This window comes from Chitinophaga sp. CB10 (genome assembly GCA_001870995.2).
In the GTDB taxonomy this organism is placed as follows: Bacteria; Bacteroidota; Bacteroidia; order Chitinophagales; family Chitinophagaceae; genus Chitinophaga.
In genome coordinates, this window is sequence record MLAV02000021.1 from 90,464 (window position 1) to 115,810 (window position 25,347).

At 51.5% G+C, this 25,347-nt stretch carries 26 protein-coding genes and 1 tRNA gene; 13 read left to right on the top strand and 14 right to left on the bottom strand.

The genetic code is table 11. From position 1 onward, the window contains the following. Positions 1–187: 187 nt before the first annotated feature. Together fmt and BOC67_RS23090 are read right to left on the bottom strand one after the other, a co-directional pair. The gene (fmt, locus tag BOC67_RS23085; protein ID WP_291914149.1) at positions 188–1,114 is read right to left on the bottom strand and encodes a methionyl-tRNA formyltransferase; all 927 of its coding nucleotides are present in this window, start codon (positions 1,112–1,114) and stop codon (positions 188–190) included. Between the two features lie 24 nt (positions 1,115–1,138). Further along, positions 1,139–2,308 carry a DUF1343 domain-containing protein gene (locus BOC67_RS23090; RefSeq protein WP_291914152.1) on the bottom strand — a complete coding sequence of 390 codons (1,170 nt, stop codon included), beginning with the start codon at positions 2,306–2,308 and terminating at the stop codon, positions 1,139–1,141. A 22-nt stretch (positions 2,309–2,330) separates the two neighbouring features. Here BOC67_RS23090 and BOC67_RS23095 point away from each other — a divergent pair, with 22 nt between their 5' ends. Beyond that, the gene (locus tag BOC67_RS23095; RefSeq protein ID WP_291914154.1) at positions 2,331–2,825 is read left to right on the top strand and encodes a peptidylprolyl isomerase; all 495 of its coding nucleotides are present in this window, start codon (positions 2,331–2,333) and stop codon (positions 2,823–2,825) included. A 196-nt stretch (positions 2,826–3,021) separates the two neighbouring features. Here BOC67_RS23095 and BOC67_RS23100 read toward each other — a convergent pair whose 3' ends face one another. Next, positions 3,022–3,228 carry a cysteine-rich CWC family protein gene (locus BOC67_RS23100; protein WP_291914156.1) on the bottom strand — a complete coding sequence of 69 codons (207 nt, stop codon included), beginning with the start codon at positions 3,226–3,228 and terminating at the stop codon, positions 3,022–3,024. Positions 3,229–3,301: 73 nt separating this feature from the next. Between BOC67_RS23100 and pepT the strand changes: the two genes are divergently transcribed. From pepT to BOC67_RS23115, 3 genes are read left to right on the top strand one after another with little or no spacing between them, the layout of a single operon-like run. Continuing rightward, positions 3,302–4,549, top strand: coding sequence for a peptidase T (gene pepT / locus BOC67_RS23105; protein WP_291914159.1), 1,248 nt, complete (start codon positions 3,302–3,304; stop codon positions 4,547–4,549). A gap of 47 nt (positions 4,550–4,596) precedes the next feature. Then, positions 4,597–5,316, top strand: a complete 720-nt coding sequence (locus BOC67_RS23110; protein ID WP_073087315.1) for a MotA/TolQ/ExbB proton channel family protein — start codon at positions 4,597–4,599, stop codon at positions 5,314–5,316. 10 nt (positions 5,317–5,326) lie between these two features. Continuing rightward, the gene (locus tag BOC67_RS23115) at positions 5,327–5,722 is read left to right on the top strand and encodes a biopolymer transporter ExbD (RefSeq protein WP_291914163.1); all 396 of its coding nucleotides are present in this window, start codon (positions 5,327–5,329) and stop codon (positions 5,720–5,722) included. Between the two features lie 18 nt (positions 5,723–5,740). Here the strand turns inward: BOC67_RS23115 and prmC are convergent, their stop codons facing one another. After that, complete coding sequence (gene prmC / locus BOC67_RS23120; protein WP_291914165.1) at positions 5,741–6,598, bottom strand: peptide chain release factor N(5)-glutamine methyltransferase; 858 nt, start codon at positions 6,596–6,598, stop codon at positions 5,741–5,743. Between the two features lie 46 nt (positions 6,599–6,644). Between prmC and ribD the strand changes: the two genes are divergently transcribed. Continuing rightward, positions 6,645–7,700: a bifunctional diaminohydroxyphosphoribosylaminopyrimidine deaminase/5-amino-6-(5-phosphoribosylamino)uracil reductase RibD gene (ribD, locus tag BOC67_RS23125; protein ID WP_291914166.1), complete on the top strand. Its 1,056-nt coding sequence runs from the start codon at positions 6,645–6,647 to the stop codon at positions 7,698–7,700. A gap of 26 nt (positions 7,701–7,726) precedes the next feature. After that, entirely contained in the window at positions 7,727–8,326 is a 600-nt protein-coding gene (locus BOC67_RS23130) for a YigZ family protein (RefSeq protein ID WP_291914168.1), read from the top strand. 8 nt (positions 8,327–8,334) lie between these two features. On the opposite strand, the gene BOC67_RS23135 is transcribed toward BOC67_RS23130, so the two are convergent. The 3 genes from BOC67_RS23135 to BOC67_RS23145 form a co-directional block, all read right to left on the bottom strand. Beyond that, positions 8,335–10,707, bottom strand: a complete 2,373-nt coding sequence (locus BOC67_RS23135) for an ABC transporter permease (RefSeq protein ID WP_291914170.1) — start codon at positions 10,705–10,707, stop codon at positions 8,335–8,337. A 141-nt stretch (positions 10,708–10,848) separates the two neighbouring features. Next, entirely contained in the window at positions 10,849–11,739 is an 891-nt protein-coding gene (locus BOC67_RS23140; protein WP_291914173.1) for a 3-hydroxybutyryl-CoA dehydrogenase, read from the bottom strand. A 57-nt stretch (positions 11,740–11,796) separates the two neighbouring features. Further along, positions 11,797–12,417 (bottom strand): carboxypeptidase-like regulatory domain-containing protein, encoded by a 621-nt coding sequence (locus BOC67_RS23145; RefSeq protein ID WP_291914176.1) that lies wholly within the window; start codon positions 12,415–12,417, stop codon positions 11,797–11,799. 170 nt (positions 12,418–12,587) lie between these two features. Here BOC67_RS23145 and BOC67_RS23150 point away from each other — a divergent pair, with 170 nt between their 5' ends. The 3 genes from BOC67_RS23150 to pyrF all read left to right on the top strand — a co-directional run bounded on the left by BOC67_RS23150 (position 12,588) and on the right by pyrF (position 15,327). Next, complete coding sequence (locus BOC67_RS23150; protein ID WP_291914179.1) at positions 12,588–13,682, top strand: Mrp/NBP35 family ATP-binding protein; 1,095 nt, start codon at positions 12,588–12,590, stop codon at positions 13,680–13,682. A gap of 94 nt (positions 13,683–13,776) precedes the next feature. Further along, positions 13,777–14,406, top strand: coding sequence for an FMN-binding negative transcriptional regulator (locus BOC67_RS23155; protein ID WP_291914181.1), 630 nt, complete (start codon positions 13,777–13,779; stop codon positions 14,404–14,406). A 96-nt stretch (positions 14,407–14,502) separates the two neighbouring features. Then, positions 14,503–15,327: an orotidine-5'-phosphate decarboxylase gene (gene pyrF, locus BOC67_RS23160; protein ID WP_291914183.1), complete on the top strand. Its 825-nt coding sequence runs from the start codon at positions 14,503–14,505 to the stop codon at positions 15,325–15,327. An 80-nt stretch (positions 15,328–15,407) separates the two neighbouring features. Here the strand turns inward: pyrF and BOC67_RS23165 are convergent, their stop codons facing one another. Then, on the bottom strand, positions 15,408–15,845 hold the full coding sequence (locus BOC67_RS23165) for a YciI family protein (RefSeq protein ID WP_291914187.1): 438 nt from the start codon (positions 15,843–15,845) through the stop codon (positions 15,408–15,410). Between the two features lie 123 nt (positions 15,846–15,968). Between BOC67_RS23165 and BOC67_RS23170 the strand changes: the two genes are divergently transcribed. Together BOC67_RS23170 and BOC67_RS23175 are read left to right on the top strand one after the other, a co-directional pair. Further along, a complete protein-coding gene (locus tag BOC67_RS23170) occupies positions 15,969–17,147 on the top strand; it encodes an acyl-CoA dehydrogenase family protein (RefSeq protein ID WP_291914189.1) in 1,179 nt (392 codons plus the stop codon). Between the two features lie 4 nt (positions 17,148–17,151). Beyond that, positions 17,152–18,192, top strand: coding sequence for an FAD:protein FMN transferase (locus BOC67_RS23175; RefSeq protein WP_291914190.1), 1,041 nt, complete (start codon positions 17,152–17,154; stop codon positions 18,190–18,192). 74 nt (positions 18,193–18,266) lie between these two features. On the opposite strand, the gene BOC67_RS23180 is transcribed toward BOC67_RS23175, so the two are convergent. The 4 genes from BOC67_RS23180 to BOC67_RS23195 all read right to left on the bottom strand — a co-directional run bounded on the left by BOC67_RS23180 (position 18,267) and on the right by BOC67_RS23195 (position 21,741). Beyond that, the gene (locus tag BOC67_RS23180) at positions 18,267–18,887 is read right to left on the bottom strand and encodes a porin family protein (RefSeq protein WP_291914192.1); all 621 of its coding nucleotides are present in this window, start codon (positions 18,885–18,887) and stop codon (positions 18,267–18,269) included. Positions 18,888–18,921: 34 nt separating this feature from the next. Further along, positions 18,922–19,554: a DUF4136 domain-containing protein gene (locus tag BOC67_RS23185; RefSeq protein ID WP_291914194.1), complete on the bottom strand. Its 633-nt coding sequence runs from the start codon at positions 19,552–19,554 to the stop codon at positions 18,922–18,924. Positions 19,555–19,752: 198 nt separating this feature from the next. Next, a complete protein-coding gene (locus tag BOC67_RS23190; RefSeq protein WP_291914196.1) occupies positions 19,753–20,379 on the bottom strand; it encodes an HAD family phosphatase in 627 nt (208 codons plus the stop codon). Positions 20,380–20,448: 69 nt separating this feature from the next. After that, a complete protein-coding gene (locus tag BOC67_RS23195; protein ID WP_291914198.1) occupies positions 20,449–21,741 on the bottom strand; it encodes a DUF2130 domain-containing protein in 1,293 nt (430 codons plus the stop codon). A 158-nt stretch (positions 21,742–21,899) separates the two neighbouring features. Between BOC67_RS23195 and BOC67_RS23200 the strand changes: the two genes are divergently transcribed. Both BOC67_RS23200 and BOC67_RS23205 read left to right on the top strand, forming a co-directional pair. Beyond that, positions 21,900–22,421, top strand: a complete 522-nt coding sequence (locus BOC67_RS23200; RefSeq protein WP_291914201.1) for a hypothetical protein — start codon at positions 21,900–21,902, stop codon at positions 22,419–22,421. Between the two features lie 59 nt (positions 22,422–22,480). Next, positions 22,481–23,818, top strand: coding sequence for an amidohydrolase family protein (locus BOC67_RS23205; protein WP_291914205.1), 1,338 nt, complete (start codon positions 22,481–22,483; stop codon positions 23,816–23,818). Here BOC67_RS23205 and BOC67_RS23210 read toward each other — a convergent pair. Both BOC67_RS23210 and BOC67_RS23215 read right to left on the bottom strand, forming a co-directional pair. Then, positions 23,815–25,098: a retropepsin-like aspartic protease gene (locus BOC67_RS23210; protein ID WP_291914208.1), complete on the bottom strand. Its 1,284-nt coding sequence runs from the start codon at positions 25,096–25,098 to the stop codon at positions 23,815–23,817. The two genes, BOC67_RS23205 and BOC67_RS23210, sit on opposite strands and share 4 nt — an antisense overlap. 126 nt (positions 25,099–25,224) lie before the next feature. Then, positions 25,225–25,308, bottom strand: a tRNA-Leu gene (locus BOC67_RS23215). Positions 25,309–25,347 lie beyond the last annotated feature (39 nt).

Here is a 25,347-nt window from a genome sequence, read left to right on the forward strand (position 1 = left end):
TGGCCAAAACACCCTTGGAATCCCTGCAAATAAGTAACTCAAAAAAATGATAGCACCATTTCCGGGGGTAATGATCCTATATTGCTTATCGCAAGAACCGTTGACAACGGCATTCTCATCCGCTACTCATAAAAAAATGCCGATGCACTAATACGCATCGGCATTTTCTTTCTCCCCCTAAAAAAAATTAAAACCTATACCCCCTCAAAAATTCCACTACTCCCATTCTCTTCTTCCCTTCCAGCTGAATCTCATCCAGCACCAGCCACCCGTCCGCAGCAGCGATCTTCAGGTAAGTTTTCTGGTCTGTTTCAAACTCGCCGGGGGCAACCGTTGGTGGGGTAAGCTCTTTATGCGCTTTGTAAATCTTCAGCGTTTTGGATTGGAAGGTAGTCCATGCGGCGGGGTAAGGACTGAGGCCGCGCATGAGGTTATACACCTGGTCAATGGGTTTTTGCCAGTCCAGCTTACAGGTATCCTTAAAAATTTTAGGCGCATGTTTGATATCAGCCGGCGCTACGTCTTTCTGCGGGGTGCCTTTGGCAGTGCCGTCAGCGATGGATTTCACGGTTTTCAGCAGCAGTTCCGCACCGGTGTGCATGAGGGCGTCATGCAGTTCGCCGGCGGTTTCATCTTCTCGGATAGGCACTTCCTGGCTGTAGAGGATATCGCCGGTATCGATTTCGTGTTGCAGTTTGAAGGTGGTGACGCCGCTTACTTTCTCGCCGTTGATGATGGCCCAGTTGATAGGAGCGGCGCCGCGGTACTGCGGTAACAGGGACGCATGTACGTTAATGGTGCCTTCCTGCGGCATGTCCCATACCAGTTCCGGCAGCATACGGAAGGCTACCACCACTTGCAGGTCCGCTTTAAGAGCGCGCAATTCTTCAATAAAGGCAGGGTTTTTCAGCTTCTCCGGCTGCAGGACTTTCAGGTTATTGGCCACCGCGTATTTCTTTACGGCGCTTTCCTGCAGCTGCAAGCCGCGGCCAGCGGGCTTGTCCGGCGCTGTGATCACGCCCACTACATTAAATCCGTTCTTTACCAGTATATCCAGCGACGCCACGGCAAAGTCGGGCGTGCCCATGAAAATTATTCTCAGATCTTTAGCCATGATGCAAAAGTAAAGTTTTGCCGCCTATTCTGCATACAACAGGTATTTGGCGCGGGTAGCGCGGAATTTGGCCAGGCCAGGCTCCCAGGTCTTGCGGATCTCGGCTTCGCTCATGCCGGATTTGATCTGCTGCACCAAAATATTGTTGCCGGCCAGTTTGTTGAAGAAGGAGGTAAAGAACCTGCTCTTATCCGGCGCTTCGTTATAGGCTTTGATGATCCATTTCAACTCCAGCCTGCGGCCTGGCGCGGGTACCGTTTCCGGGGCGTTGGATAGGTCTTCCCCGTAGCAAAGCGTATCCTTCAGCGGAGGGTTTTTAGCGCCCGGCGTGCTGCACGGGGTGAAAGAGAAGCCTGTATTGGGTTGTTTCGGGCCGCCATAGACCTGGAATGGCTTGTCGGTGCCGCGTCCCAGGCTCAAAGTGGTGCCTTCAAAAAAGCATACGGAAGGGTAGAGGTTTACCGCTTTCATATTGGGGATATTGGGAGATGGCGGTACCGGCAGGGCATAATACGTTTTATGTGTATAGCGCTTGCAGGCGATCACTTCGATATCAGCTTTTACGCGGCCTTTCAGCAACTTCTCGCCGTTCAGGAAACGCGCATATTCGCCCACCGTCATGCCGTGTACCACCGGAATGGGCTGCATGCCTATGAAGGAGCGGTAGGCGGTGTCCAGGATAGGGCCGTCCACATAATCCCCGTTAGGGTTGGGGCGGTCCAGGATGAGGAGTTTTTTATGGTTCTCGGCCACGGATTCCATGATTTCCTGCAGGGAGGAAATGTAGGTATAGAAACGTGCACCTACGTCCTGGATATCAAAAATCACGATATCCACATCTGCCAGGTCCGCTGCGGTGGCTTTTCTGTGCGCGCCGTATAAGGACACGATTTGCAGTCCGGTAGCGGCATCCTTGCCGCTCGCTACCTTTTCACCGGCATCCGCCGTACCCCTGAAACCGTGCTCAGGGCTGAAAATTTTGCGGATATTTACCTTCAGTTTCAACAAGCTGTCCACCAAATGTGTATTACCTATGGTGGCGGTTTGGTTTACGAGCAGTGCCACACGTTTACCTTTCAGTTTTGGCGCCCATTCTGAAATACGGTCTGCCCCGGTAGTAACTTCACTATACTGGGCCTGTACAGCCGGAATCAGCGCCATGGCCAGCAAAGCAAATAAAATAATCCTTTTCATGACCGGAATATAGCATAAAAAAATGGTGATTCCGGATGCTTTGCTTACCTTGCGGGTATATTCTATTAACACTAAACAATTTTTTATTATGCAAGCTGTTAAAAACGGGGATACAATTAGAGTGCACTACCACGGCCGTTTAACTAACGGTACAACCTTCGATTCTTCAGAAGGAAGAGCCCCATTGGAGTTCAAGGTAGGCTCTGGTATGGTTATCAAAGGTTTTGACAATGGTGTGCTGGATATGAAAGTGGGTGACAAGAAAACCATAGAGATCCCTGTTGATCAGGCTTATGGTCAGAAATCACCTGAGTTCATCATCGATTTCCCTAAAGCCAACATCCCGGCTGATCTGAACCCGGAAGTGGGTATGCAGCTGCAGATGAGCGGCCCTGAGGGTCAGGTGATTCCTGTACGCGTAGTAGCGGTAGGTGCGGATACTATTACATTGGATGGTAACCACCCGCTGGCTGGCGAAGACCTGATCTTCGATCTGGAACTGGTTGAAATCGTATAATCAGTATATGAAGTGCTTTGAAGGGCTGTTTCTTTAGGAGCAGCCCTTTTTTTGTAACGTGCCGGGATCAGGCGCTTGTTGTTCCCGGGGACGTGCGCATCAACAGGTTTGATCTTCTCTCATCAACTCCCGGTAGCCCCTGGGCTATTCTCTTTCCCGCCTCGCTTCCTCCTTCAACACCCGGTAAGCCCTGCGGCTATTCTCCTTCCCGCCTCACCTCCTCCTTCAACGCCTCCAGGCACTCCCTGCACAGGCAGCCCTCATACCGCTCCCCGATATATACCCGCTCCTCCCCACTGAGGCGCACCGCCGTACACCAGCACTGGTGAATGTTTTCCGGCTCGCAAACCAACGGTTTCCCGCAGCGCGGGCAAATGCTGTTATTTCTTTCCTGACCGTCCATACCCAAAGGTAGCGAATCCCAAAATTACACTGGCGGCATAAGGGTATGACCGATTTTTCCTTACGTTTGCATAATGTTTACAAACTATAACTACACCGTAGATGAACGCTTTAAGCGTTACGTACAGATAGACACGCAGTCCGATCCCCTGAGCAGCAGCTTTCCTACTACCGAAAAACAGAAGGACCTGAGCCGCCTGCTGGTGGAAGAATTAAAAGCAATGGGCATTACCGACGCAGAGCTGGATGAACATGGTTATGTATTCGCTACCATTCCCGCCAATACCGATAAAAAAGTGCCCGTGATCTGCTTCTGCAGCCACGTGGATACCTCGCCTGACAGCAGCGGCGCCAACGTAAAACCGCTGGTACACCGCAACTACGACGGTAAAGATATACAGCTGCCGGACGATCCTTCCGTGATCATCCGCGCCAGCGAACACCCTTACCTGGCCAGCAAGAAGGGCGATGATATCATCACCGCCAGCGGCCTGACCCTCCTCGGCGCGGATGATAAAGCCGGCGTGGCCGAAATCATGGACGCCGCCCACTTCCTCATGACCCACCCGGAAGTAAAACACGGCGCTATCCGCATCCTCTTTACGCCGGATGAAGAAGTAGGCCGCGGGGTGGAAAAACTGGATATGAAAAAACTGGCGGCCGACTTCGGATACACCATGGACGGGGGCGAACTGGGATCGCTGGAAGATGAGAACTTCTCCGCCGACGGCGCAAAAATCGTTATCGACGGCGTGAGCGCCCACCCGGGAGCCGCCAAGAATAAACTGATCAGCGCTATCAAAATCGTCAGCGAAATCGTTGATGCGTTACCGAAAGACAGCCTTTCCCCGGAAACCACGGACGACCGCGAAGGTTTCATTCACCCGGTTCGTATAAGCGGTACCGTAGAACAGGCGGAAATCGACTTCATTATCAGGGACTTCGAAACCAACGCCCTGGAACTCCACGAAGCCTACCTGCGCCGCATCATGGAAAAAGTATTGGCAAAATATCCCGGCGCAAAAGGCGTTTTAAGGGTCAAAGAACAATACCGTAACATGAAAGAGGTGCTGGATAAGCACCCTGAAGTAACTGCCTATGCTGCTGAAGCCATCCGCCGCGCAGGCGTGCAGCCGCTGAAAATGAGCATCCGTGGCGGTACGGACGGCGCCCGTTTATCCTTTATGGGACTGCCATGCCCGAATATTTTCACCGGCGAAATGGCCCTCCACAGCAAACATGAGTACGTAAGCATCCAGGATATGCAAAAAGCCGTTCAGACAATTGTATATCTGGCACAGCTTTGGGAAGAAAAGGCATAATTTGTAATTATTTACTATTTTAACCGTTATTAGTTTAAAATCAAAACATGTTGTTAGGACTTATCACGTTATTACAGGATTCTTTATTGCTTCCCAAAGCAGATACAGTAGCGCAGGGCGTGAATGCGGCTGCCCAGGCAGCAGATAAACATATTAGCCTGCTGGAATTGCTGAAGAATGGTGGTGTGCTGATGATTCCCCTGGGATTGCTCTCCCTGATCGCGGTTTTCGTATTCGTGGAAAGATGGCTGACCATCTCCAAAGCCGGTAAGATCGAAGACAACTTTATGCCCATGATCCGTGACCAGATCATGAACGGCAATGTGCAGGCTGCCCGCTCCCTGGCGAAAAATACCAACAGTCCTATCGCACGCATGATCGATAAAGGCATCCAGCGTATCGGTAAACCAATTGAAAATATTGAGAAATCCATGGAAAATGTCGGGAAACTGGAAGTGTACCGCATGGAAAAGAACCTCGTGATACTGTCCATCATCGCCGGTATCGCCCCGATGTTCGGCTTCCTTGGCACCATCGCCGGTATGATCCAGACCTTCTTCAATATCTCCATTACTTCCGATATTACCCTGGGAACTATTGCAGGAGGTATCTACGTGAAAATGATTACGTCCGCCACAGGGCTGATCATCGGTATCATCTCCTTCATCGGATATAGCTTCCTGAACGCCCAGATAGATAAAGTTGTAAATAAAATGGAGACCGCTTCCGCAGAGTTCATCGACATTCTGCAGGAACCTACCCGCTAAAATAACGGATATGAATCTACGCAGTCGCAACCGGAAGCACGTGGAAATGGACAAGTCGGCACTGAACGATATCCTGTTCATCCTGCTGCTGTTCTTCCTGATCGTTTCCACACTGGCCAATCCGAATGTCATCAAACTGGCCCTGCCCAAAGCTACCAGCAATACCAAAGCTAAGCAAACGGTGGTGGTGAGCATTAACAGCAATCATGAGTTTTTCGTAGGTACCAACAAAGTACCCTTCGAAGCCCTGCAGCAAACGTTGGCGCCGGCGCTCTCGCATGAATCCGTAGACCCTACGGTGGTGATTAATGCCGAGAAAACCGTTCCGATCGAAGATGTGGTAAGCGTGATGGAAATTGCCCGTTCAATAGGCGCAAAAGTAGTGCTGGCAACAGCCAAGAAATAAACCGGCATGGGGTCGCGGTTATCCCGCGATCCCTGCTTTTATCATACGATCTTTCCCAAAGAAGTCCTGTTTGAGTTCGACCCCTTCAAATCCGAGCCCCTGCAATAAGGCCACTACCTCTTTCCCAAAGGCCTCATTGATCTCAAAATATAAAAACCCACCCCTGTTCAACTTTTCCAGGGCCGTAACGGCGATATGGCGGTAAAACAGCAAGGCATCGTTATCCGGCACAAACAAAGCCAGCGAAGGCTCAAAGCCCCATACCTGCTGCTGCATCTCTGCCTGCTCTTTCTGCGTGATATACGGCGGGTTACTGATGATGATGTCGTACTTGTCCAGGGCCTGCATCTGCTGCGGGTTTAAGGCATCCAGCTCAAAAAAGCTGACCTCCAGCTTCAATTCCCTGCTGTTGGTGCGGGCCACTTCCAGCGCCTCCGGGCTCACATCCGCCCCGCTCACCGTGGCGGCCGGCAGGGCCGATTTCACGGCAATCGGGATGCATCCGCTGCCGGCGCCAATGTCCAGGATGTGCAGGTTGCTTTTGCCGGCTGCATCTTTGACCACCCATTCCACCAGTTCCTCCGTTTCCGGCCGGGGAATAAGTACTGCCGGGGTGACCTTGAACTCCAGCCCGTAAAACCAGGCGGAGCCGGTGATGTACTGGATGGGTTCCAGTCGCTGTAAAGCCGCTATGGCATGTTTTAAGGCATCGTGCTGCTCCGGGGTCAACGTACGTTCTTTATGGACTATCCTGTCCAGCTTACCAAGTCCGGTGATGTGTTCCAGCACCATGTGCGCAATGCTGGCGGCCTCCCGCGCATCGTAAATATCGCCCAGGGCGCCGGTAATAAATGTGAAAGCCGATTGTATAGTCAATGCTAAAAACAATATTTTTGCAAACATACTTATAACGCTGGGGATTATGGATAGCACTTTCAATGAATTTTTTATGCGGCGATGCCTGGAGCTGGCGGCTATGGGAGCAGGTCATGCTGCGCCCAACCCGATGGTAGGGGCGGTACTGGTGCATCAGCAACGCATCATAGGGGAAGGGTACCATCAGCAATACGGGCAGGCCCACGCTGAAGTGAACTGCATCAACAGCGTGGCCCCGGAGGATAAAGACCTCATCGGGCAGTCCACCATGTACGTTAGCCTGGAACCCTGCGCCCACCATGGTAAAACGCCTCCCTGCGCTGACCTGATCGTCGCCCACCGCATCCCCCGCGTAGTCATAGGTTGCCAGGATACCTTTTCCAAGGTGGCCGGGAAAGGAATAGAGAAGCTGAAAAACGCCGGCATAGCCGTTACCACCGGCGTGCTGGAACAGGAATGCCGCTACCTGAACCGCCGTTTCTTCAATTTCCATGAAAAGAAAAAACCCTACGTTATTCTCAAATGGGCCCAAACCCGCAACGCCCTCATGGCGGCGGATGATGGCAAACCGGTCCGGATATCCAACACCTATACGGACCGGCTCGTACACCGCTGGCGCAGCGAAGAGATGAGCATCCTCGTGGGCACCGGTACGGCCATCCACGATAATCCCAAGCTCAATACCCGCCTCTGGCCAGGGAAAGACCCGGTGCGCCTGGTGATCGATAAGGCGCTGAAAGTACCGCACGAATACCATGTCTGGGACGGCAGCGTGCCTACTATTTTTATTTCAGGCCGCACGGGCGATACGGAAGGCCGCTCCGAAATCATGCAGCTGGACTTCTATGACGACCTGCTGCCGCAACTCCTGGAACAGCTCTATCATAAAAATATCACCAGCGTGCTGGTGGAAGGAGGTCCGCACGTGCTGGAACAGTTTATTGAAATGGACCTCTGGGACGAATGCCGCATCATTACCGGCAACGGCACGCTCAAAGGCGGCAAAGCAGCGCCCGTACTCACCAATGCCCTGCTGGCAGCATCCAGCGTCATTGGCACGGACCGCGTGGATATCTATCATCGCCACGCCGGCGGGATGTAATTTTTTGGTTTTTCTAAATTTTATTGATGGAGGTTTATTTTACTATAGATAAAAGTGCAGTAGCAGAATTTAAGGACAGGGGCAGCAAGTTTCTTGCTTTCGCCTTCCCGGTTAAAACAACGGACGATGTAAAAAATTGCCTGAACGAAGTTAAAAAGGAACACCCCAAAGCTACCCACCATTGTTATGCCTACCGCCTTGGTACGGATGGATTGCAGTTCCGCGCCAACGACGATGGGGAACCTTCCGGCAGTGCCGGCAAACCCATCCTGGGCCAAATTGATTCCAAACAGCTGACAGATGTACTGGTGATTGTGGTCCGCTATTTCGGTGGTACCTTACTCGGCGTGCCTGGCCTGATCAATGCTTATAAAATGAGTACGGCCATGGTGCTGCAACTGGTGCCGGTGATCCAGAAAAATGTGGAAAAGCGCTACCACCTTAGCTTTGATTATACGATCATGAACGAGGTGATGACAGTGGTAAAGCAACACAATGTGACCGTACTGTCCCAGGAGATGCAGCTCTTCTGCACGATGGATATTGGTGTACCCAAAAGCACAGAAGAGCTTTGTTTGTTGCGGTTGCAGGATATTCGCGGGTTGGAGGTGCGGCCGGTGAAATAAGCTAGCCCTCACTCTGACCTCAAACTCTTCACCGGATTCATCAGCGCTGCCTTGATCGCCTGGTAACTTATCGTAAACAAAGTCACCACCAAAGCGCTGACGGCCGCTATGATAAAGACGGACACACTAATGTCCACCCGGTAATCAAACTGTTGTAACCACCGGCGTACAAAGTAAAATGCCAGCGGCGACGCCAGCAGCGCGCTTGCCATCACCAGCAATACAAAGTCTTTCGAGAGCATGGCCCATATCTGCGCCACAGAAGCGCCGAGCGCTTTACGGATGCCTATTTCCTTAGTGCGCTGCTCCGCGGTAAACGCAGCCAGGCCCAGCAGCCCCAGGCAGGAAATGAATATGGCGAGGCCGGTAAAGAGAGTGGACAAGCGGCCGATCAGCACTTCCTGCCGGAATTTTAAATTGTATTCATCATCTGTAAACTTATAGGAGAAGGCGCTCTCAGGGCTGAATGCCGCAAAGGCTTTTTCAATCTCCTGCACGGCGGTATGCGGATTCACGTTAGCGGCTAAACGAAAGATGCCCCAGCTTTTTTCCGTAGTGATCGGTATAAACATGCTTGGCTCTGGCCTGGCGTACGGGGACTCCATCAGCGCGTCACTCACCACGCCGACAATAGCGAACCGCCGGCCCGCCCAGGAAATAGTCTGGTTCAATGGGTCTTTCAGGCGCAGGCGTTTTATAGCCGCTTCGTTCAGGATAACGGAGAGGCTGTCGGTAGCAACATCCCGGAAGTCGCGCCCGGCAACGACCTTCATGCCTACCGTCTTGAAATAATTATTGTACACGAAGAAGTTCGCCATCTCTACGGTTTCGCCCGGCAGCTTACCGGGGAATGCATCGAGGTCGTTATGGCTATAAATGGCTGTTATGGGAGAGGAGGCGGCGGTGAGGTTGGTGACCGCGCCGGATTGTATGAGCTGATGGCCGAAGGCATCGTAGTGCGCTGCCACTTCTTTTGGCAGTGGGGCTTGTATCAACAGGTCTTTATCGTAACCTACGGACCTGTTGCGGGCATAATCCACCTGGTTGTGGATAACGATGGTAGCGATGATCAACGCAATGGAGCAGGTGAATTGCGCAATCACCAGCGCCCTCCTGGAGTTGCTGCTGGATTTTCCTATCCGTAAACCTTTCAGGATCTTCACCGGGCGGAAGGAGGAGAGGATGAAGGCAGGCCTTGCGCCGGCAATCACGCTCACCACCACTACTGCCAGCAGCAGGATGACGTAGAGCAGGGGAGCGGTATAGGGGATCCTCACCGTAGTAGCCGCCATGCGGTTAAACAGCGGCAGGGCCAGCGCTGTCATTACGCAGGCAATGATGGCAGCAATGCCGGTGGTGATAAAAGATTCCACCAGGAACTGGAAGATGAGGAGCTTTCTTTCAGCGCCTACCGCTTTGCGGATACCTACTTCCTTGGCGCGTTTGGCGGACCTGGCGGTGGAGAGGTTAATGAAGTTGATGCAGGCGATCAGCAGTACCAGTAAGCCTACGATGGAGGCGGTGCGCACATTGTCGATCAGGCCGCCGGAATCTACTCCCTTCTCATATTTCCTGTAAAGGTGCCAGCGTTCCAGCGGTTGTAATATCACCTCTGAGTTCATCGCATTCGTAGAGGTAGTTTCTTTTTTTTCGATGTTCTTTATTTTGGCGGAAAACTGCTGCGGGTCCACGCCGGCCCTGAGCTTTACGAACAGCTGGAAGCCGTTGTCCCCGAAGCCGCTTTTGCGGGCTTCTTTCACATAATCGTAGGCCTGTTCCATCCGGCGCAGGGTCAGCAGGTAGGTGAACCGGAAGGTGGAATTTTCAGGAAGGTCTTTTAGTATGCCCGTTACCGTTAGGTCGTCGGTATTGTCAATACGGACAGTTTTTCCCATGGGGTCGGCATCGCCAAAAAGCGCGCGTGCAGCCGTTTCGGTAAGTATAATGCTGTAGGGGTCTTTAACGGCGGAGTTGATATCGCCGCGGATCATCGGGTACTGGAAGATGTGCAGGAATTCGTCGCCCACATGCGCGCCGTCCAGTACCACCTTTCGTTCTCCCGCTTTGAGGTTGTGAAATCCCATCCAGTCAGATTCTGCCAGGTATTCGATCTCCGGCATGTCGGATTTCAGCGTAGTGGCCAGCTTCAGGGATACGGCGTTGAAGGTGAGTATTTCCCCGTTGCTGTTGAAGTTCCTTTTTACCTGGAACACCCGCTCCTTATCAGGCACCTGGCTATCATAGGACACTTCATGGTAGGCCCACAGCCCGATGATCATCGCTATGGCAAGCCCCGTTGCCAGTCCCAGGATATTGATAGCGCTAAACCCTTTGTTGTTGCGCATATTCCGGTATGCTACCTTAATATAGTTGTTGATCATAAACAAGAGTTGGATGTGAGCGAGGATACTAACGGGATGCCAGAGTTAAGGCATGCTGATAATCAACATAATAGCATAAAAAAGCGAACGGTAACTGTCCGGTTTTGGTACAGTCGCCGTTCGCATTCGAATATAATAAATTTACCGGGAGAAGCGGTCGCTCACCACCAGGTCCTTACTGCCCGGGGTGTACTTATAAAATCCTTCGCCGCTTTTTGCGCCCAGGTAACCGGCTGTCACCATGTTGACCAGCAGCGGGCAGGGGGCATATTTCGGGTTGCCAAAGCCGTCGTGCAATACATTCAGGATGGAGAGGCATACATCCAGGCCAATGAAATCCGCCAGCTGTAAAGGCCCCATCGGGTGCGCCATACCCAGCTTCATCACCGTGTCAATTTCATTTACGCCGGCCACGCCTTCGTACAGGGAGTAGATGGCTTCGTTGATCATCGGCATGAGAATGCGGTTGGCAATAAAGCCCGGGTAATCGTTTACCACGCAGGGTACCTTTCCTAATTTTTCGGAGAGGGTAACGATGGTGGCGGATACTTCTTTTTCAGTGGCGTAGCCATTGATGATTTCCACCAGTTTCATTACCGGCACCGGGTTCATGAAGTGCATACCGATCACTTTACCGGGGCGTTTGGTGGCAGCGGCAATTTTGGTGATGGAGATGGAAGAGGTGTTGGTGGCCAGGATAGCGCCGGCAGGTGCAAACTGATCAAGTTCCTGGAAGATTTTCAGTTTCAGCTGTACATTTTCAGTCGCAGCTTCCACTACCAGGTCCACGTTTTGTACACCCTGTTCGATAGAGGTGAAAGTGCTGATGTTGGCCAGGGTGTCAGCCTTTTGGGCTTCGGTGACAGTGCCTTTGCTGACCTGCCTGTCCAGGTTTTTACCAATGGTCTGCAAAGCTTTTTGCAGGGCCGCATCGGCCACGTCGATCAGATTTACTTTAAAACCGTTTTGAGCAAATACGTGCGCAATACCATTTCCCATAGTACCTGCGCCGATGACTGCGATTTTTTGCATGGTGTATGAAACGTTTATTCGTTTATAGGATGAGATGCAATTTATGGGGTCCTCCTCTTAATCCTCTTTCCTTTTAAAATCCCCGCGCTTCCACGCCTGTATAAACTGCGCCCACGACAGCGGGTTAAAGATATTCTGGGGAGGCGGCTGGCCGGCGTAGTAGAGCGACTGGGCCTGGCGCCGCATGTACATGTTGGTGGCTTCGCGGCCGTCTACCGGCGTAATGCGGGCCAGTGCGCGCAGGTGATGCGCCTCGGTATTTTTGCGTGCGCGCTCATAGGCATCGTCCGGGATGTCCATAGTAGCAAAGGCACGTTCAAATTCTTCTTTGGTAAGATAAGGCCGGATGATGGTCGCCGGCAGGTACATGGTATCCTCCACCATCAGCTGGATCATGGAGTACGCATTGCCCGGCAGGTTGACGGGTACCTTATAGTGCTGTTTCTTAAAGCCTACGGCGGAAAAGGTAAGGGTATCGCCCTTGAATACCACGATGGAAAATACCCCCTGTTTGTTGGAGATCGTACCACGGCCCTGGCCGCGTACCATAATACTCACGGCAGGAATCGCCTTCAGGCTGTCCGCCGTCATCGTGATACCCGAAATCTGTATAATGCTGTCTTTAAATTCCGTGATCTGCGCTCTCAGGAGTACAGGAGATAAAAGGAAAATAATCAAAAGTGACAGTATGTAGGATCTTTTCTGCTCCATTGTCGCTCTAAGATATAGAAATTATTTTAAGTGTTATAATCGTACTTCCTGCGAGTTACGGAGAAGTAAATCAGAGTTGTAAATTAAGCCCCAATTGGGTTAACTTTGCCCCCTGGAATCTAATTTAACAACAATTTATGATGACTAAAGAGCAGATTTTACAAGCCCTGAGCAACGTTGAAGAGCCGGATCTGGGGAAAGACCTGGTAACGTTGAATATGGTGAAAGATATAGAGATAGACGGGAATAAGGTGAAATTTACTGTTGTGCTAACGACTCCAGCCTGTCCTTTGAAGGAGCTGATCCGCAGTGCATGTGTGAATGCCATTCACATGCTGGTAAATAAAGAAGCTGAAGTGGAAGTGGTAATGACTGCCAATGTGAGCAGCAAACGCACTGGCAACGGTGCGCTTCCCGGCGTTAAAAATATCATCGTGGTAGCCTCCGGCAAAGGCGGCGTAGGTAAATCCACCGTGGCGGCCAACCTCGCCCTGGCCCTTGGCCTGGATGGCGCTAAGGTAGGCCTCATGGATGCAGATATCTATGGTCCTTCCGTGCCCATTATGTTCGGCGCCCGCGGCGAACGCCCGATGATGGTCAGCGTAGACGGTAAAGGCATGATTGAACCGATGGAAAAATTCGGTATCAAATTCATGTCCATCGGCCTGCTGATCGAAGAGCGGGAAGCGGTAGTCTGGCGCGGACCTATGGCCAGCAGCGCCTTACGCCAGTTTGTAACGGATGTACACTGGGGCGAGCTGGATTACCTCGTAATCGATATGCCTCCCGGCACCGGCGATATTCACCTGACGCTGGTACAAACCGTACCTGTCACCGGCGCCGTAATCGTGACCACTCCGCAGGACGTTGCCCTTGCCGACGCCAAAAAAGGTATGGCCATGTTCATGGGCAAACAAATCAATGTGCCTATCCTCGGCCTCGTGGAAAACATGGCGTACTTCACACCTGCTGAACTGCCAGAAAATAAATATTACATCTTCGGTAAAGACGGCGGCCGCCGCCTCGCTGAAGAAATGGATGTGCCTTTCCTCGGCCAGATCCCGCTGGTGCAGAGCATCCGCGAAGGGGGCGACTACGGTACCCCTATCATGGCCTCCGAAGATAAGGTGACCCGCAAGGCATTCCTGGATATTGCCGGCGCCACCGCCCGCAGCATCGCCATGCGGAACGCCAACATCGCACCTACCAAAATAGTGGACGTAGTAGTATAACTACATCCCTCACATAAAAAAATATGCAGGTAATCCGCCAGACAGCGAAGCGCCTGCATATTTTTTTTGTATTTTACTGACCAATCCCAATTGTATGCTCACCGCCAAATTGAATCAGGAAACCGACTGGAACAAGATCGAAGCATTTATGCGCGAATTCAGCTTTGCGCTGGTCGTGGATACGGACGAAAATAATGTGCCACAGGCATCGCACCTGCCGCTGGTGCTCAAGCAAAAGCCCGATGGCAAATATGTGCTGCAGGGCCACGTAGCCAGGGCTAATCCCCAATGGCAGTACTTCGGCAGGCAGGATACCCTCGTCGTATTCTCCGCGCCACATGCGTACATCTCTTCGTCCTGGTATGAAAAAGAAAGAATTCCTACCTGGAACTATATGGCCGTTCACGTGCATGGCAAAGCCAGGATACTGACAGATGAAGAGCTGCACCAAAATCTCGATGAACTCGTAACACATTACGAAGCCGCTTCTAAGTGCCCTGTCAGCATTACAGATATAGATGAGAAAACTTATGCTAATAACTTTAAAGCCATCGTAGGTTTCGAAATTGAAGTGAGAGATATTAATGCAAATTATAAACTGAGTGCCAATAAAAAGGATAAAGACTACTTTAATGTCATCGCCAATCTGAAAGAAAAAGGAGATGAAAATAGTCTGCGCATAGCCGCTGAAATGCAATGCAGGCGGCCTCAAACGAATGACTAAAAAAATTTTGACCCCGGCTGGCGCTTATCAGGTTAAAATGAAATATCTTTAATTGGGCCACTTTTGCTTACCTTTGCGCCCCAAATTATACCGACTATGAATCGACAGGAATTGGTGAATCTGATTAAGGAAAGGCAATCTTATCTGTGTGTAGGTCTTGACACAGATTTGCAAAAGATTCCAAAACACCTGCTCTCTCATGCAGATCCGGTGTTCGCTTTTAACAAGGCTATCATTGACGCCACTAAGGATCTTTGTGTTGCCTACAAAATCAACACAGCTTTCTACGAAAGCATGGGTATCCGCGGCTGGGAAAGCCTGCAGCGTACGATTGAATATATTCCTTCCGGCATTTTCACCATTGCCGATGCAAAAAGAGGGGATATAGGCAACACTTCTACCCAGTATGCGAAAACATTTTTCGATACTTATAATTTCGACTCCGTTACCGTAGCGCCTTATATGGGTCGCGACAGTGTGGAGCCGTTCCTGCAGTTCCCTGAAAAATGGGCCATCATGCTGGGACTCACTTCCAACGAAGGCAGCCAGGATTTCCAGCTGCAGCAGTTTGGAGATGAATACCTGTTTGAAAAAGTACTGAAAGCCGGTATGCAGTGGGGTACGCCGGAAAACCTGATGTTTGTCGTGGGCGCCACCCAATCATCCCAGCTGGGTTATATCCGCAAACTGGTACCGGATCACTTCTTCCTCGTGCCTGGCGTGGGCGCGCAGGGCGGCAGCCTGGAAGAAATTTCCCGTCAGGCCATGAATAGGGATTGCGGCCTGCTGGTAAATGCCAGCCGCGCTATTATCTATGCCGGTAACGGTGAGGATTTCGCGGAAGAAGCCAGGAAAGTAGCCAAACAATACCAGCTGGAAATGGCCTCCTATCTGAGCCAGATCGCAGTAGGTTCACTCTGATTTTTTTTTGAGAGAAAGATAAAGAGCAGTGTTGCACAAGGCATCGGCCTTGCAGCATTGCTCTTTGTGCTTTATGCCGGTTATTTAAATACGCAGTTTTTGGCAGTCCACCAGGGTTTTATTTCGAAGGAAAGCCGCCCCGCAATTACCGCCGGGTCCGTATTCACCAGTGATACCGCTTCCAGGCTATCCTTGCAGTCCATTATGAAAATGCCCCGCAGGTTGCCATTATCCCCAAAAGGACCGGCTACCACAATTTTACCCGCCTCGGCGAGTTTGCCAATGTTTTCCAGGTGCTGACGCTGGATCTCCGCCGCAACTGCTTCGGATTGCGTTCTGTTTGGACCGGTTTTCAGGAAAACCATCCAATACCGCTTCATTTCATAGTCTGGTGCAGGTTTAGCTTTGCCCGGCAGGGCAGTTAAAGCAATGGATCGTAAAGGGGTTGGTCGAAACGATAACATTACAATGACTAAAAATCCCAACAGCAGCAGCGCAGGAATTACTTTGCTTGCCATAGCTCTCGAATTTGTACCGAATGTACTAACTTCTTATAAATTAGCGTGTTAATATTCGGAAAAATACTGTTCCTTCAAATTATTATAACTCGTATATTGCTGTAAACCAAAACCAAGGCAGTTATGAAACAAGACCTCTTTCAATCGCCCGATTACTTTAACCTGGACGCCCTGCTCACCGAAGAACACCTGTTGATCCGCGATGCAGTTAGGCAGTGGGTGAAAAAGGAAATCTCCCCGATTATTGAGGACTGCTGCCAGCAGGCTAAATTCCCGTCGCATATTATTCCCGGGCTGGGCAGCATCGGCTGTTTCGGGCCTACCATTCCCGCGGAATACGGCGGGGCAGGACTGGATTACATTTCCTACGGGCTCATGATGCAGGAGCTCGAACGGGGGGATAGCGGTATCCGTTCTACAGCCTCTGTCCAGGGCTCGCTCGTCATGTATCCCATCCATGCCTTCGGCAGCGAAGCCCAGAAGGAGTGGTATCTCCCCAAATTAGCCAAAGGAGAACTGATGGGCTGCTTCGGGTTAACCGAACCGGATCACGGCTCCAACCCCGCAGGCATGACTACCAACTTCCGGGAAGATGGCGATCACGTGATCCTCAACGGCGCCAAGCTCTGGATCTCCAACGCCCCGTTTGCGGACATTGCGGTGGTTTGGGCTAAGAACGAAGAAGGCGTAATACAGGGCCTGATTGTAGAGCGCGGTATGCCCGGCTTCTCCACCCCTGAAATCAAGGATAAATGGAGCCTGCGCGCCAGCGCCACCGGGGAACTGGTGTTCGACAATGTGCGCGTGCCCAAAGAAAATATCCTGCCCGGCGTGAAAGGACTGAAAGGGCCCCTGAGCTGCCTTTCCTCCGCCCGCTACGGGATTGCCTGGGGCGCCATCGGCGCGGCCATGGATTGCTATGATACGGCCCTCCGCTATGCAAAGGAAAGGGTGCAGTTTGGCAAACCCATCGCGGGTTTCCAGCTGATACAAAAAAAGCTTGCGGAAATGGTGACGGAGATCACCAAAGCCCAGCTGATGAACTGGCGGCTCGGCGTATTGAAAAACGAAGGCAAAGCCACCCCGGCGCAAATCAGTATGGCTAAACGCAATTCCTGCGAAGTAGCCACCAACATCGTGCGGGAGGCGCGCCAGATACTCGGCGGCATGGGCATCACCGGGGAATATTCCGTGATGCGCCATATGATGAACCTGGAAAGCGTTATTACCTACGAAGGAACGCATGAAATTCACCTCCTCATCACCGGTATGGATATCACCGGCCTCGATGCATTTAAATAACCACATGATGAAATGTTTGATAGGAGCGGCGTTGCTGCTCTTGTGCGCCAATAGCTTTGGGGCGCCGCGTATAGCCGGCAACGTTAGTGATACCGCGCAGCTGAAATTGATTACCTGCCAGGGCAAAGCGCAGGGTACTTATTTTGTCGTTAAATATCTTGCTGCTGATACCACTTCCCTGCAACCGGCTATCGACTCCCTGTTTGCCGTGATCGATCAATCGCTTTCCCTGTACAAGCCGGGGTCGCTGATCAACCAGTTCAACGCTGCGGGCAGCGTAGTGATGGACGAGCATATGAAAGCCGTCGTCCAAAAGGCGCTTAGCACCAATGCCATTACCGGTGGCCTCTTCGATATCACGGTGCAGCCGTTAGTGTACCTTTGGGGTTTTGGCGTACAAAAGCCTTCGTTCAAAGGCATACCCCCGGCGGACAGTGTGAAAGCCGCGCTGCGGCTCACCGGGAGCGTTTATCTCTCCCTGAAAGGGAATAAATTAACCACGACCAAAAAAGGGGTGAAAATAGATTGTAACGGCATTGCGCAGGGCTATACGGTAGATGTGATTGGCAAGTTGCTGGAGCAGCGTGGTATTCAAAACTACCTTGTTGACGTTGGCGGAGAGCTGTACGCGAAAGGTTATAACCAGCAGCATAAGCGCTGGGGCGTAGGCATTGAAAGGCCGGCCCCGGGGGATACCACGTATGAGCCGGTGAGCGGCATGGTGCGGCTCGCAGAGGAAGGTATAGCCACCAGCGGCAATTATCGCCGGTTTTTTGACCAGGGGAAAACCAGGTATGCGCATACGATCAATCCCCTGACCGGGCAGGCTTTGCACAATCATATCATCAGCGTGACGGTACTTGCCCCGGACTGCTTTACTGCTGATGCATTTGATAATCCTTTAATTTTAATGGGGGTGAAAGATGGAATTGCCTGGCTGGAAAAGCACCCGGAACTGAAGCTGGAAGCGTTATACATATTCCGTGGCAACGATGGCACGATACGGGAAGCCTTCACGAAAGGATTCGGCGCAAGATTGCAGTAAAAAAAATCCCGCAGCGCTAAACCAGCTGCGGGACGCCATTCTCACAATTGCCCTTCTTAGAATATGGATAAAAGTTAGTTGAGGTGAAACTTAAATCCCACGCTGTACTGCAGGGAATTAAAGTTGGTGATATCGCCCATTTTGTACGGGCTGTAGTTATATCTTACGTTAGCATTGAACAGTACCGGCGAAGCCTGCCCAAACGGGATGTTGATACCCAGTTCAGGGCTTACCATAAACTGCCAGCTGTTATCTGATTCCACGAATTCTCCCCAGTATTTTTTGTAATCCATATTGGCCACGCCCACGCCTACGGCAGCGTAAGGGATCACGGGCTTATCAGGCTTGGTGAAGGCCCAGCCGGCAGTAGCCTGGATAGGGATTACCTGTAAAGTGCGGGTTTGTACGGCGGATACATCGCCTAACTTATCCGGATATACGGCGCGTGGCAGCTTCTCGTTGAAGTCCTGGAAACCGGTTCGGAGTCCTACTGAAAACTGGTCGTTCAGCATATATTGCAATCCTGCCGTCCAGCCCCTGAAGCTGGTTTTGCCGGAATAATCCTGCAGGGAACCGAGCGGGGAAGCTACGGAGTAATTCACATCAATTGACAGCGGCGGGCGCACCTGTGCAGATACTGCCTGTGCGGCAAATACGCCGGCAAAAATCATCATCCAGTTGAATATCTTTTTCATCTTCCGATCAATTTTAAATGCTTAATACTATTGATTATTTGTTGGTCAGGTATGGGGACTGATCAAAGGAAGCCTGCACCATGCTGGCTACGTTATCCGTGTTCCATACGCCTGAGCCCCTCCACAATGCGTTCCATACGGAAACGTACTTATTGTCCGCATTCGGATTTTTGAGGTCGAAGACATCAATAGCAGTTTGTTTTTCATTTACCTGGTACACTACATAGTAGCTGGGCCAGTACCATCCGCCGGGATATCCCCAGTAGCCGGGGCTCCATACGCCGCCCCACCAGCCCGGGTTCCAGGCTACGTTGGTAAACGAGTTGTCGATACGTGTAAGCGCCACCGCGAGGTCCGGTTTGGCAGCTTTATCCACCAGCGTATAACCGCGGGATTGCATAGCCTGTGATACGGATGAAATGAGCTGTTTATCGTAATCCGTCAGCGCTTTTTTAGCCGTATCGTTACGGTTACTTAATACGGCAACGGAATCCACGATGCTGAAGGTGTTATAAGATTTAAAGTTTGCCTGGCTGTCGTGGTTGGTAATGTAAATCCTGGATTCCTCAGGCGTCATATCTTTTAAGGGGTCCTTGCCGCAACCACTGAAAGATATCAATGCTGCCAACGCAGCAATGCTGCTGAGTAAATAAATTGTCCTTTTCATAATCCTAGCGTATTAATTTCTAATTATGGTTTCCTTTCGAACTAAACGAAACGGGTCAACGGAAATTTCACGTTTTATATACTGTTCAACGCTTTAGATAGTGCAAAGTTACAGCAGGTTTATCCTGCAACTGTTAATGGAATCTTAAAATAGGAGGTGGGTTAACAGTGGTAGTTGTTTACATATTACGCAGAAAATTTAATTCAGAATTTTCTTATGCATCAATTCATTTTTGAGTTGGTTGGCGCTGGTAAAATGTATGCTGTCGATCCCGACATTCCGGGCGGCGGTTACATTGCGCAAATTATCATCGATAAACAGCGATTTTTCAGGCCTTTCCTGGTAGCGGTCCAGCAGCAGTTTATAAATGGATGGAGAAGGCTTGCGTTGTTTCTCCCTGCCGGACACCACGATGCCGTCAAACCATTGCAAAAACTGGTATTGTACCAGCGCCAGCGGAAAGGTTTCGTTGGACCAGTTGGTGAGCGCGTAGAGTTTGTATTTACCGCTTTCTTTTAATTCTTTTAACAAGGCTACGCTGCCGGCAATCTCGCCGCCCAGCATTTCCTTCCAGCGGCCGTAATAAGCCCGGATTTCCGCCTCGTATTGCGGATGCTGGCTGATGAGCAGCTCCGTAGCGTCCAGCAGGCTCCTGCCGGCATCCTGTTCCTCGTTCCAGTCAAACGTGCATATCTGTTGCAGGAAGTAGTCTACCTCCGCTTCCGAACTGAATATTTTCCTGTAGAGATAGCGTGGATTCCAATCTATAAGTACGGCGCCAAGGTCAAATATGATGGCCTGGTATGCCTGCTCCGGATTTTGCATAGGTCACTTAAAATGAATAATAATCATCTAAATTAATAATTATTTACACATTTGAATAAAATTAATGGATTAATCCGCCAGGTCGTCCGCCGCATCTTCCAGTAATTTCATGTCTACGCTGTCGCTACCGGCAATGCCTTCGATGGAACCGTGGATGTGCGCGGCGTTGAGCAATACCTTTTCCAGTTGTTTTTCGCGGGCTTTCCAGATTTTTTCCATGGCATCCCTTTCCTTTTGTATGGAGAGTTTGAGGGACATGAATCCTTCCCGGATGGCCTTCCACTGCTCGGCAAATTCGCCGCTGGTGAGGTAGGCGTAAAGCATGTGCATTTTGTCGCCCTTGTTTTCCTGGGTGCTGATGGCGCTGTACACTTTGATAATGCCATCCCGGAGCACGTGAGCGAGGGCTTTTACTTCAGTGAAGGTACAGATCCATACGCCATCTCTTTCTCCGAATTTATCCATCCCTTTGGGCATGGTTTGGGTAACGAGGATGGCTACGTCAATACCCTGGGAGCGCATATCTGCTTTGAGTTTTTCGATCCAGCCCTCGGTGAATTCCTTGGTGCGTTTACTTTCGTAGATAATGCGGCCGCATTCCTGCCCGAAGCGGTTGCGGACCAGCTGGATACAGTCGGCCCCGCGTACGCCTTTGCCTACCGGCGCTACTTCATCAAACGGAAAGCTGTTGCGCAGCATTTCTTCCAGGACGAGTTCCTGTACTTCTCCCTGCAACTGCATGGACCCTTGTTCGGCCCGGCGTTTCATTTCTTCGGCGAGTTTGCGCTGGTCTTCCAGTTGTTTTTCCAGCTCCCGGAGGCGCAACTGGTGTTCGGTATCACGCAGGGCATGGCGCTCGGCTTCTTCCTTGCGGATGGCTTCCTGCATTTGCGCCCGGGCTTCCATGAGCCTTCTTTCAGTGGCCAGTTCCAGCTCCGCTTCGCGGTTTTTGAGTTCCTGTTCCTTACGGAGGAATTCCAGTTCTTTTTGGCGGGCTTCGCTCAGTTTGGCTTCTTTTTCCAGGTTGGCCTGCTCCAGCATTTTAACCTGGTTGTCGAAATCGGCCATAATGCTTTTGCGCAGCTCCTGCGCCAGGGATTCCTGCAGCTGTTGCTTCTCCTGCCGGACCCGTTTTTTTATTTCTTCTTCCTGTTGCAGGCGCAGCGCTTCCATCTGCTGGCGCTCCGCCGCAATTTTATTTTTTTCCGATAAGAGGGTGTTTTTTTCAGACTGAAGTTCATCCAGCTTCTTGCGCCATTCGGTAGCCATTTTACCGCGCATTTCCCTTTCAATATCCGCTGCGAAGGCGTCTTCCATTACAAACTGGTGTTTGCAATTCGGACAAGTGATTGATGTACCCATAGTTGTCTTTCAAAATTATGTAAAGATACGGTTTACCTCCTTTGCAGTACCCGGTGCGGATAAATTGTGCTAAACCTCCGCGCATGCCGTTGTCAGCGGTGTTTCGTATATTTGTGTTGATTGTAACCCCGGACTGATTAACTCCAAAACCCCAGAAAATGAAAAACGCTTATCCTGAGAAGCCGATGCTTCCATTCCGTCGTACTGCCGTCAGTATGGACACCGTGGTGGCCATCATACGGAGCATGGGCTACCCCCCTGAAGTAAAGCGCGCCTGTTACATGATTTTCCGCAAAGAAAGCGGCAACGGCCGTAGCGGCATCAATGAAAATTATTCCGGTTTCCAGGCGGATGCCGGCCGCTGGCCGCCGAAGTACGATCCGCTGATCGCCGGCGTGGTACTCAAAACGGAAAACGGTACCAACAAACCCAGGCTGTTCCTCGCCTTTCAGCATGCCTCCGGCTGCCTGACCATGCTGCTGGACAGGGTGCAGCAACGCGGCCTTTACATCGGCGGGCATACCACTAAGATTGTGGATATGGAGGTGAAAAACGTAACGGACTTCGCCCGCGCCTACAAAAAGGAATGGGCCGCCGGTAGCCCGCTCGCCGAGCCTACCCCGGAAGATGTAAACGGCTTCGCCAGCATGTACCGGCAGGCTGCCGGATTTTTTGTATAGGCTTTTCCGGGTCATTACATTATTTGGTAACTTAAAGTACCTTATCAAATTTGATTGTTATGATCCGGAAAATTCTATTGGGCTGTTTACCCATGCTGCTCCTGTTTTCAGCCGTACCTGCGCCTCCCGGCGGGTACCTCCTGCTTAAAGACGCCAATGTAATAGATGGTAAAAGCGCCGCCGCCATGCCTCATACGGACATCCTCATACATGACGGGAAAATTGTGAAAACCGGGAAAAACCTTTCCGCTGCCGGGGCCCGCGTCGTCAACCTCAGCGGCAAAACGGTCATGCCGGCGCTTATATGCGCGCACATGCATATTGGCATGCTGAAAGGCACCCAAACCTCCGGGGAAAATTATACCCGCGAAAATATTTTACGGCAGTTGAAACGCTATGAAGATTACGGCGTGTTGAACGTGCTTTCCCTGGGTACGGACCGCCCATTCCTGTACGAACGCCATTTGTACGACTCGCTGAAGAACGGCCTGCTGCCCGGGGCGCGGCTCTACTCCGCCGCCTATGGCTTTGGCGTGCCCGGGGGCGCCCCGCCGGCGGAAATGGGTATGAATAAAACCTACCGCCCAATGAGCGATGAAAAGGTGGCCGCGGAAATGGACAGCCTGGTGAAGCTGCAGCCGGTAGCTATTAAGCTCTGGCTGGACGACTTCGGAGGTTCGTTCAGGAAGATGGATAGCGCCACCTGGCAGGCGATTATCCGGGAGGCGCATAAACATGGCTGGAAGGTAGCGGCGCACGTGTACTACCTGTCCGATGCGCGGAAGCTGGTGCAAAGCGGGGTGGACATCCTCGCGCACAGCGTGCGGGACAGCGTTATAGACGATGCGCTGGTGCAGGAAATGAAGCGGCGTAACGTGGTGTACATCCCCACGCTGTCCCTCGATGAATACGCCTATGCCTACGCCGGCACGCCGCAATGGCTGTCCGATCCGTTTTTCCTGCGCGCCGTGGAACCCGGCGTGGTGGCGATGGTGAGCGACCCCGCCTATCAGCAGAAAATTAAAAATGCCCCTTCGTATAACCGTAACCGTATCGCGGTGGAAAATGCCGCCAGGAATGTGAAGAAGTTGCATGACGCAGGCGTAGTCATTGCCATGGGCACGGATTCTGGCGCGCAGCCTGTGCGCGTGCAGGGCTTCTCCGAACACCTGGAACTGCAGCTGCTTGTCCGGGCGGGCCTCCAGCCTGCGGAAGCTTTGAGGGCTGCCACCACAGGCGCGGCCAAAGTGCTGGGTATAGGCGACCGCTACGGCACGCTGGAAGCCGGCAAAACGGCGGACCTGCTGGTATTATCCGCCAATCCGCTGACGGACGTTGCCAACACCCGGCAGATCGAAGCCGTGTATAAAGCCGGGGAAGCGGTATATCAGCGCTAATCCAGTTTGATGAACATCTGGTCGAAGTTGATGGTCATTTTCCCGAATTGTTTGATCACATCCTGGCCGATGTTGCCATAGCCGGTTTCGTTGCTGATGTTATCCCGAAGGAGGGAGATGTCCGTCAACGGCACGCTGCGGCCGTTGATGGTAAAGGTATGCTTGATCTTGAAGCCCGGCAGCACCGTATGACCGCCTGCGCCGCCAAAGCTCACTTTGGTGAGTTTGTAGGATTTATCGATACGGGCTTTGTGCTGCCGGTAGAAGGCGGCGTAGAGGATGGTATGATCCGCGCCGGTATCGAAAGTAAAGTTCATATCGTCGATATAAATCAGCGGCGTGAGTCCGTCAATAGCGAGGTTGGAAGCGCCGGGCATGGCGGTTTCCTTCAGCGGGATGATGAGATAATCGTCAATCGTCAGCTGTACTTCCCGCAACGCTTCGATCACAGGAAAGCCCAGTATGCCGTGGATCTGGTAGCCAATCTGCGGAAAGGAGAGTTCCTTATCTTTCAGCACGAGGAATACCGCATTTTCAATATCTATATTTCCCAGCCGGAATTTACTGCACACGGCCAGTTCCGCTTTTACCGTATTGCCGGTGATCGTGGATACTTCAATGGCCGCCGGGATGATTTTCATGCGCATCCGTTTAGCGGTGGATTCCGTAATGGTGGAAATGTTGGCGCCGGTATCAAAAATAAAGGGCAGCGTATCGTTGCCGGTGGTCACCGGCAGGTTCTTTAATCCCGCTTTATCCTTTTGCATCTTCAGCTCATTATACCCGCCAATGGTCACTTTTTGCCGGGGCTGATCCCTGAGGGCGGTCCATATTTTCAGGCTGTTTTGCATGTCTTTAATTTCTTCCGGCGTGAGCAGGGGTTGGAAGTTCGTCAGGACTGTGGAAAGCGTCGTATAGGCGCTGGCGTAGTCGTATTGTTTCACCGCATTGTCTTCTTTGATCCGGTAGAGCTTCAGCAGGAGGCTATCCGGCAGGGCATAATTTCCTGTGAGCAGGATGTTTATTTTACGATCCGAGGCCGCTGGTTTGTTGAAGGCGTTTTGCAGTACGGCATCTACAAAGCAGCGGTAGGCGGTGGGTAGTTGGGCCGAGTCGGTATTAAAAATATTCCTGGCTTTGAAGAAGTTTTTTTCTTTTATGAGTCCGTAGATTTCCCCGAAGCGTGCAGGCGGCGTTTGTGCGGAAGCTGGCCAGGGCTTGCCTGGGAACAGGAGTAGCAACGCGAAACATACTTTGAGGAAATGCAGTCTTTGTGTCATTGGTTAAAGCTGTTTGAGGTATGAATTTAAGGAATCCGCGGGAAGGGGAGAGGGGGCTGCTTACAGATGATGTTAATTAATTCCCAAAAACAAAAAAGGTTGAAACCTTGCGATTTCAACCCTTTGTGCGAAGGAGGAGATTCGAACTCCCAAGCCCTTTCAGGCACTACCACCTCAAAGTAGCGCGTCTACCAATTTCGCCACCTTCGCGTTTTTTAGTGGCATCTGTGTGAGATGGGGATGCAAAAG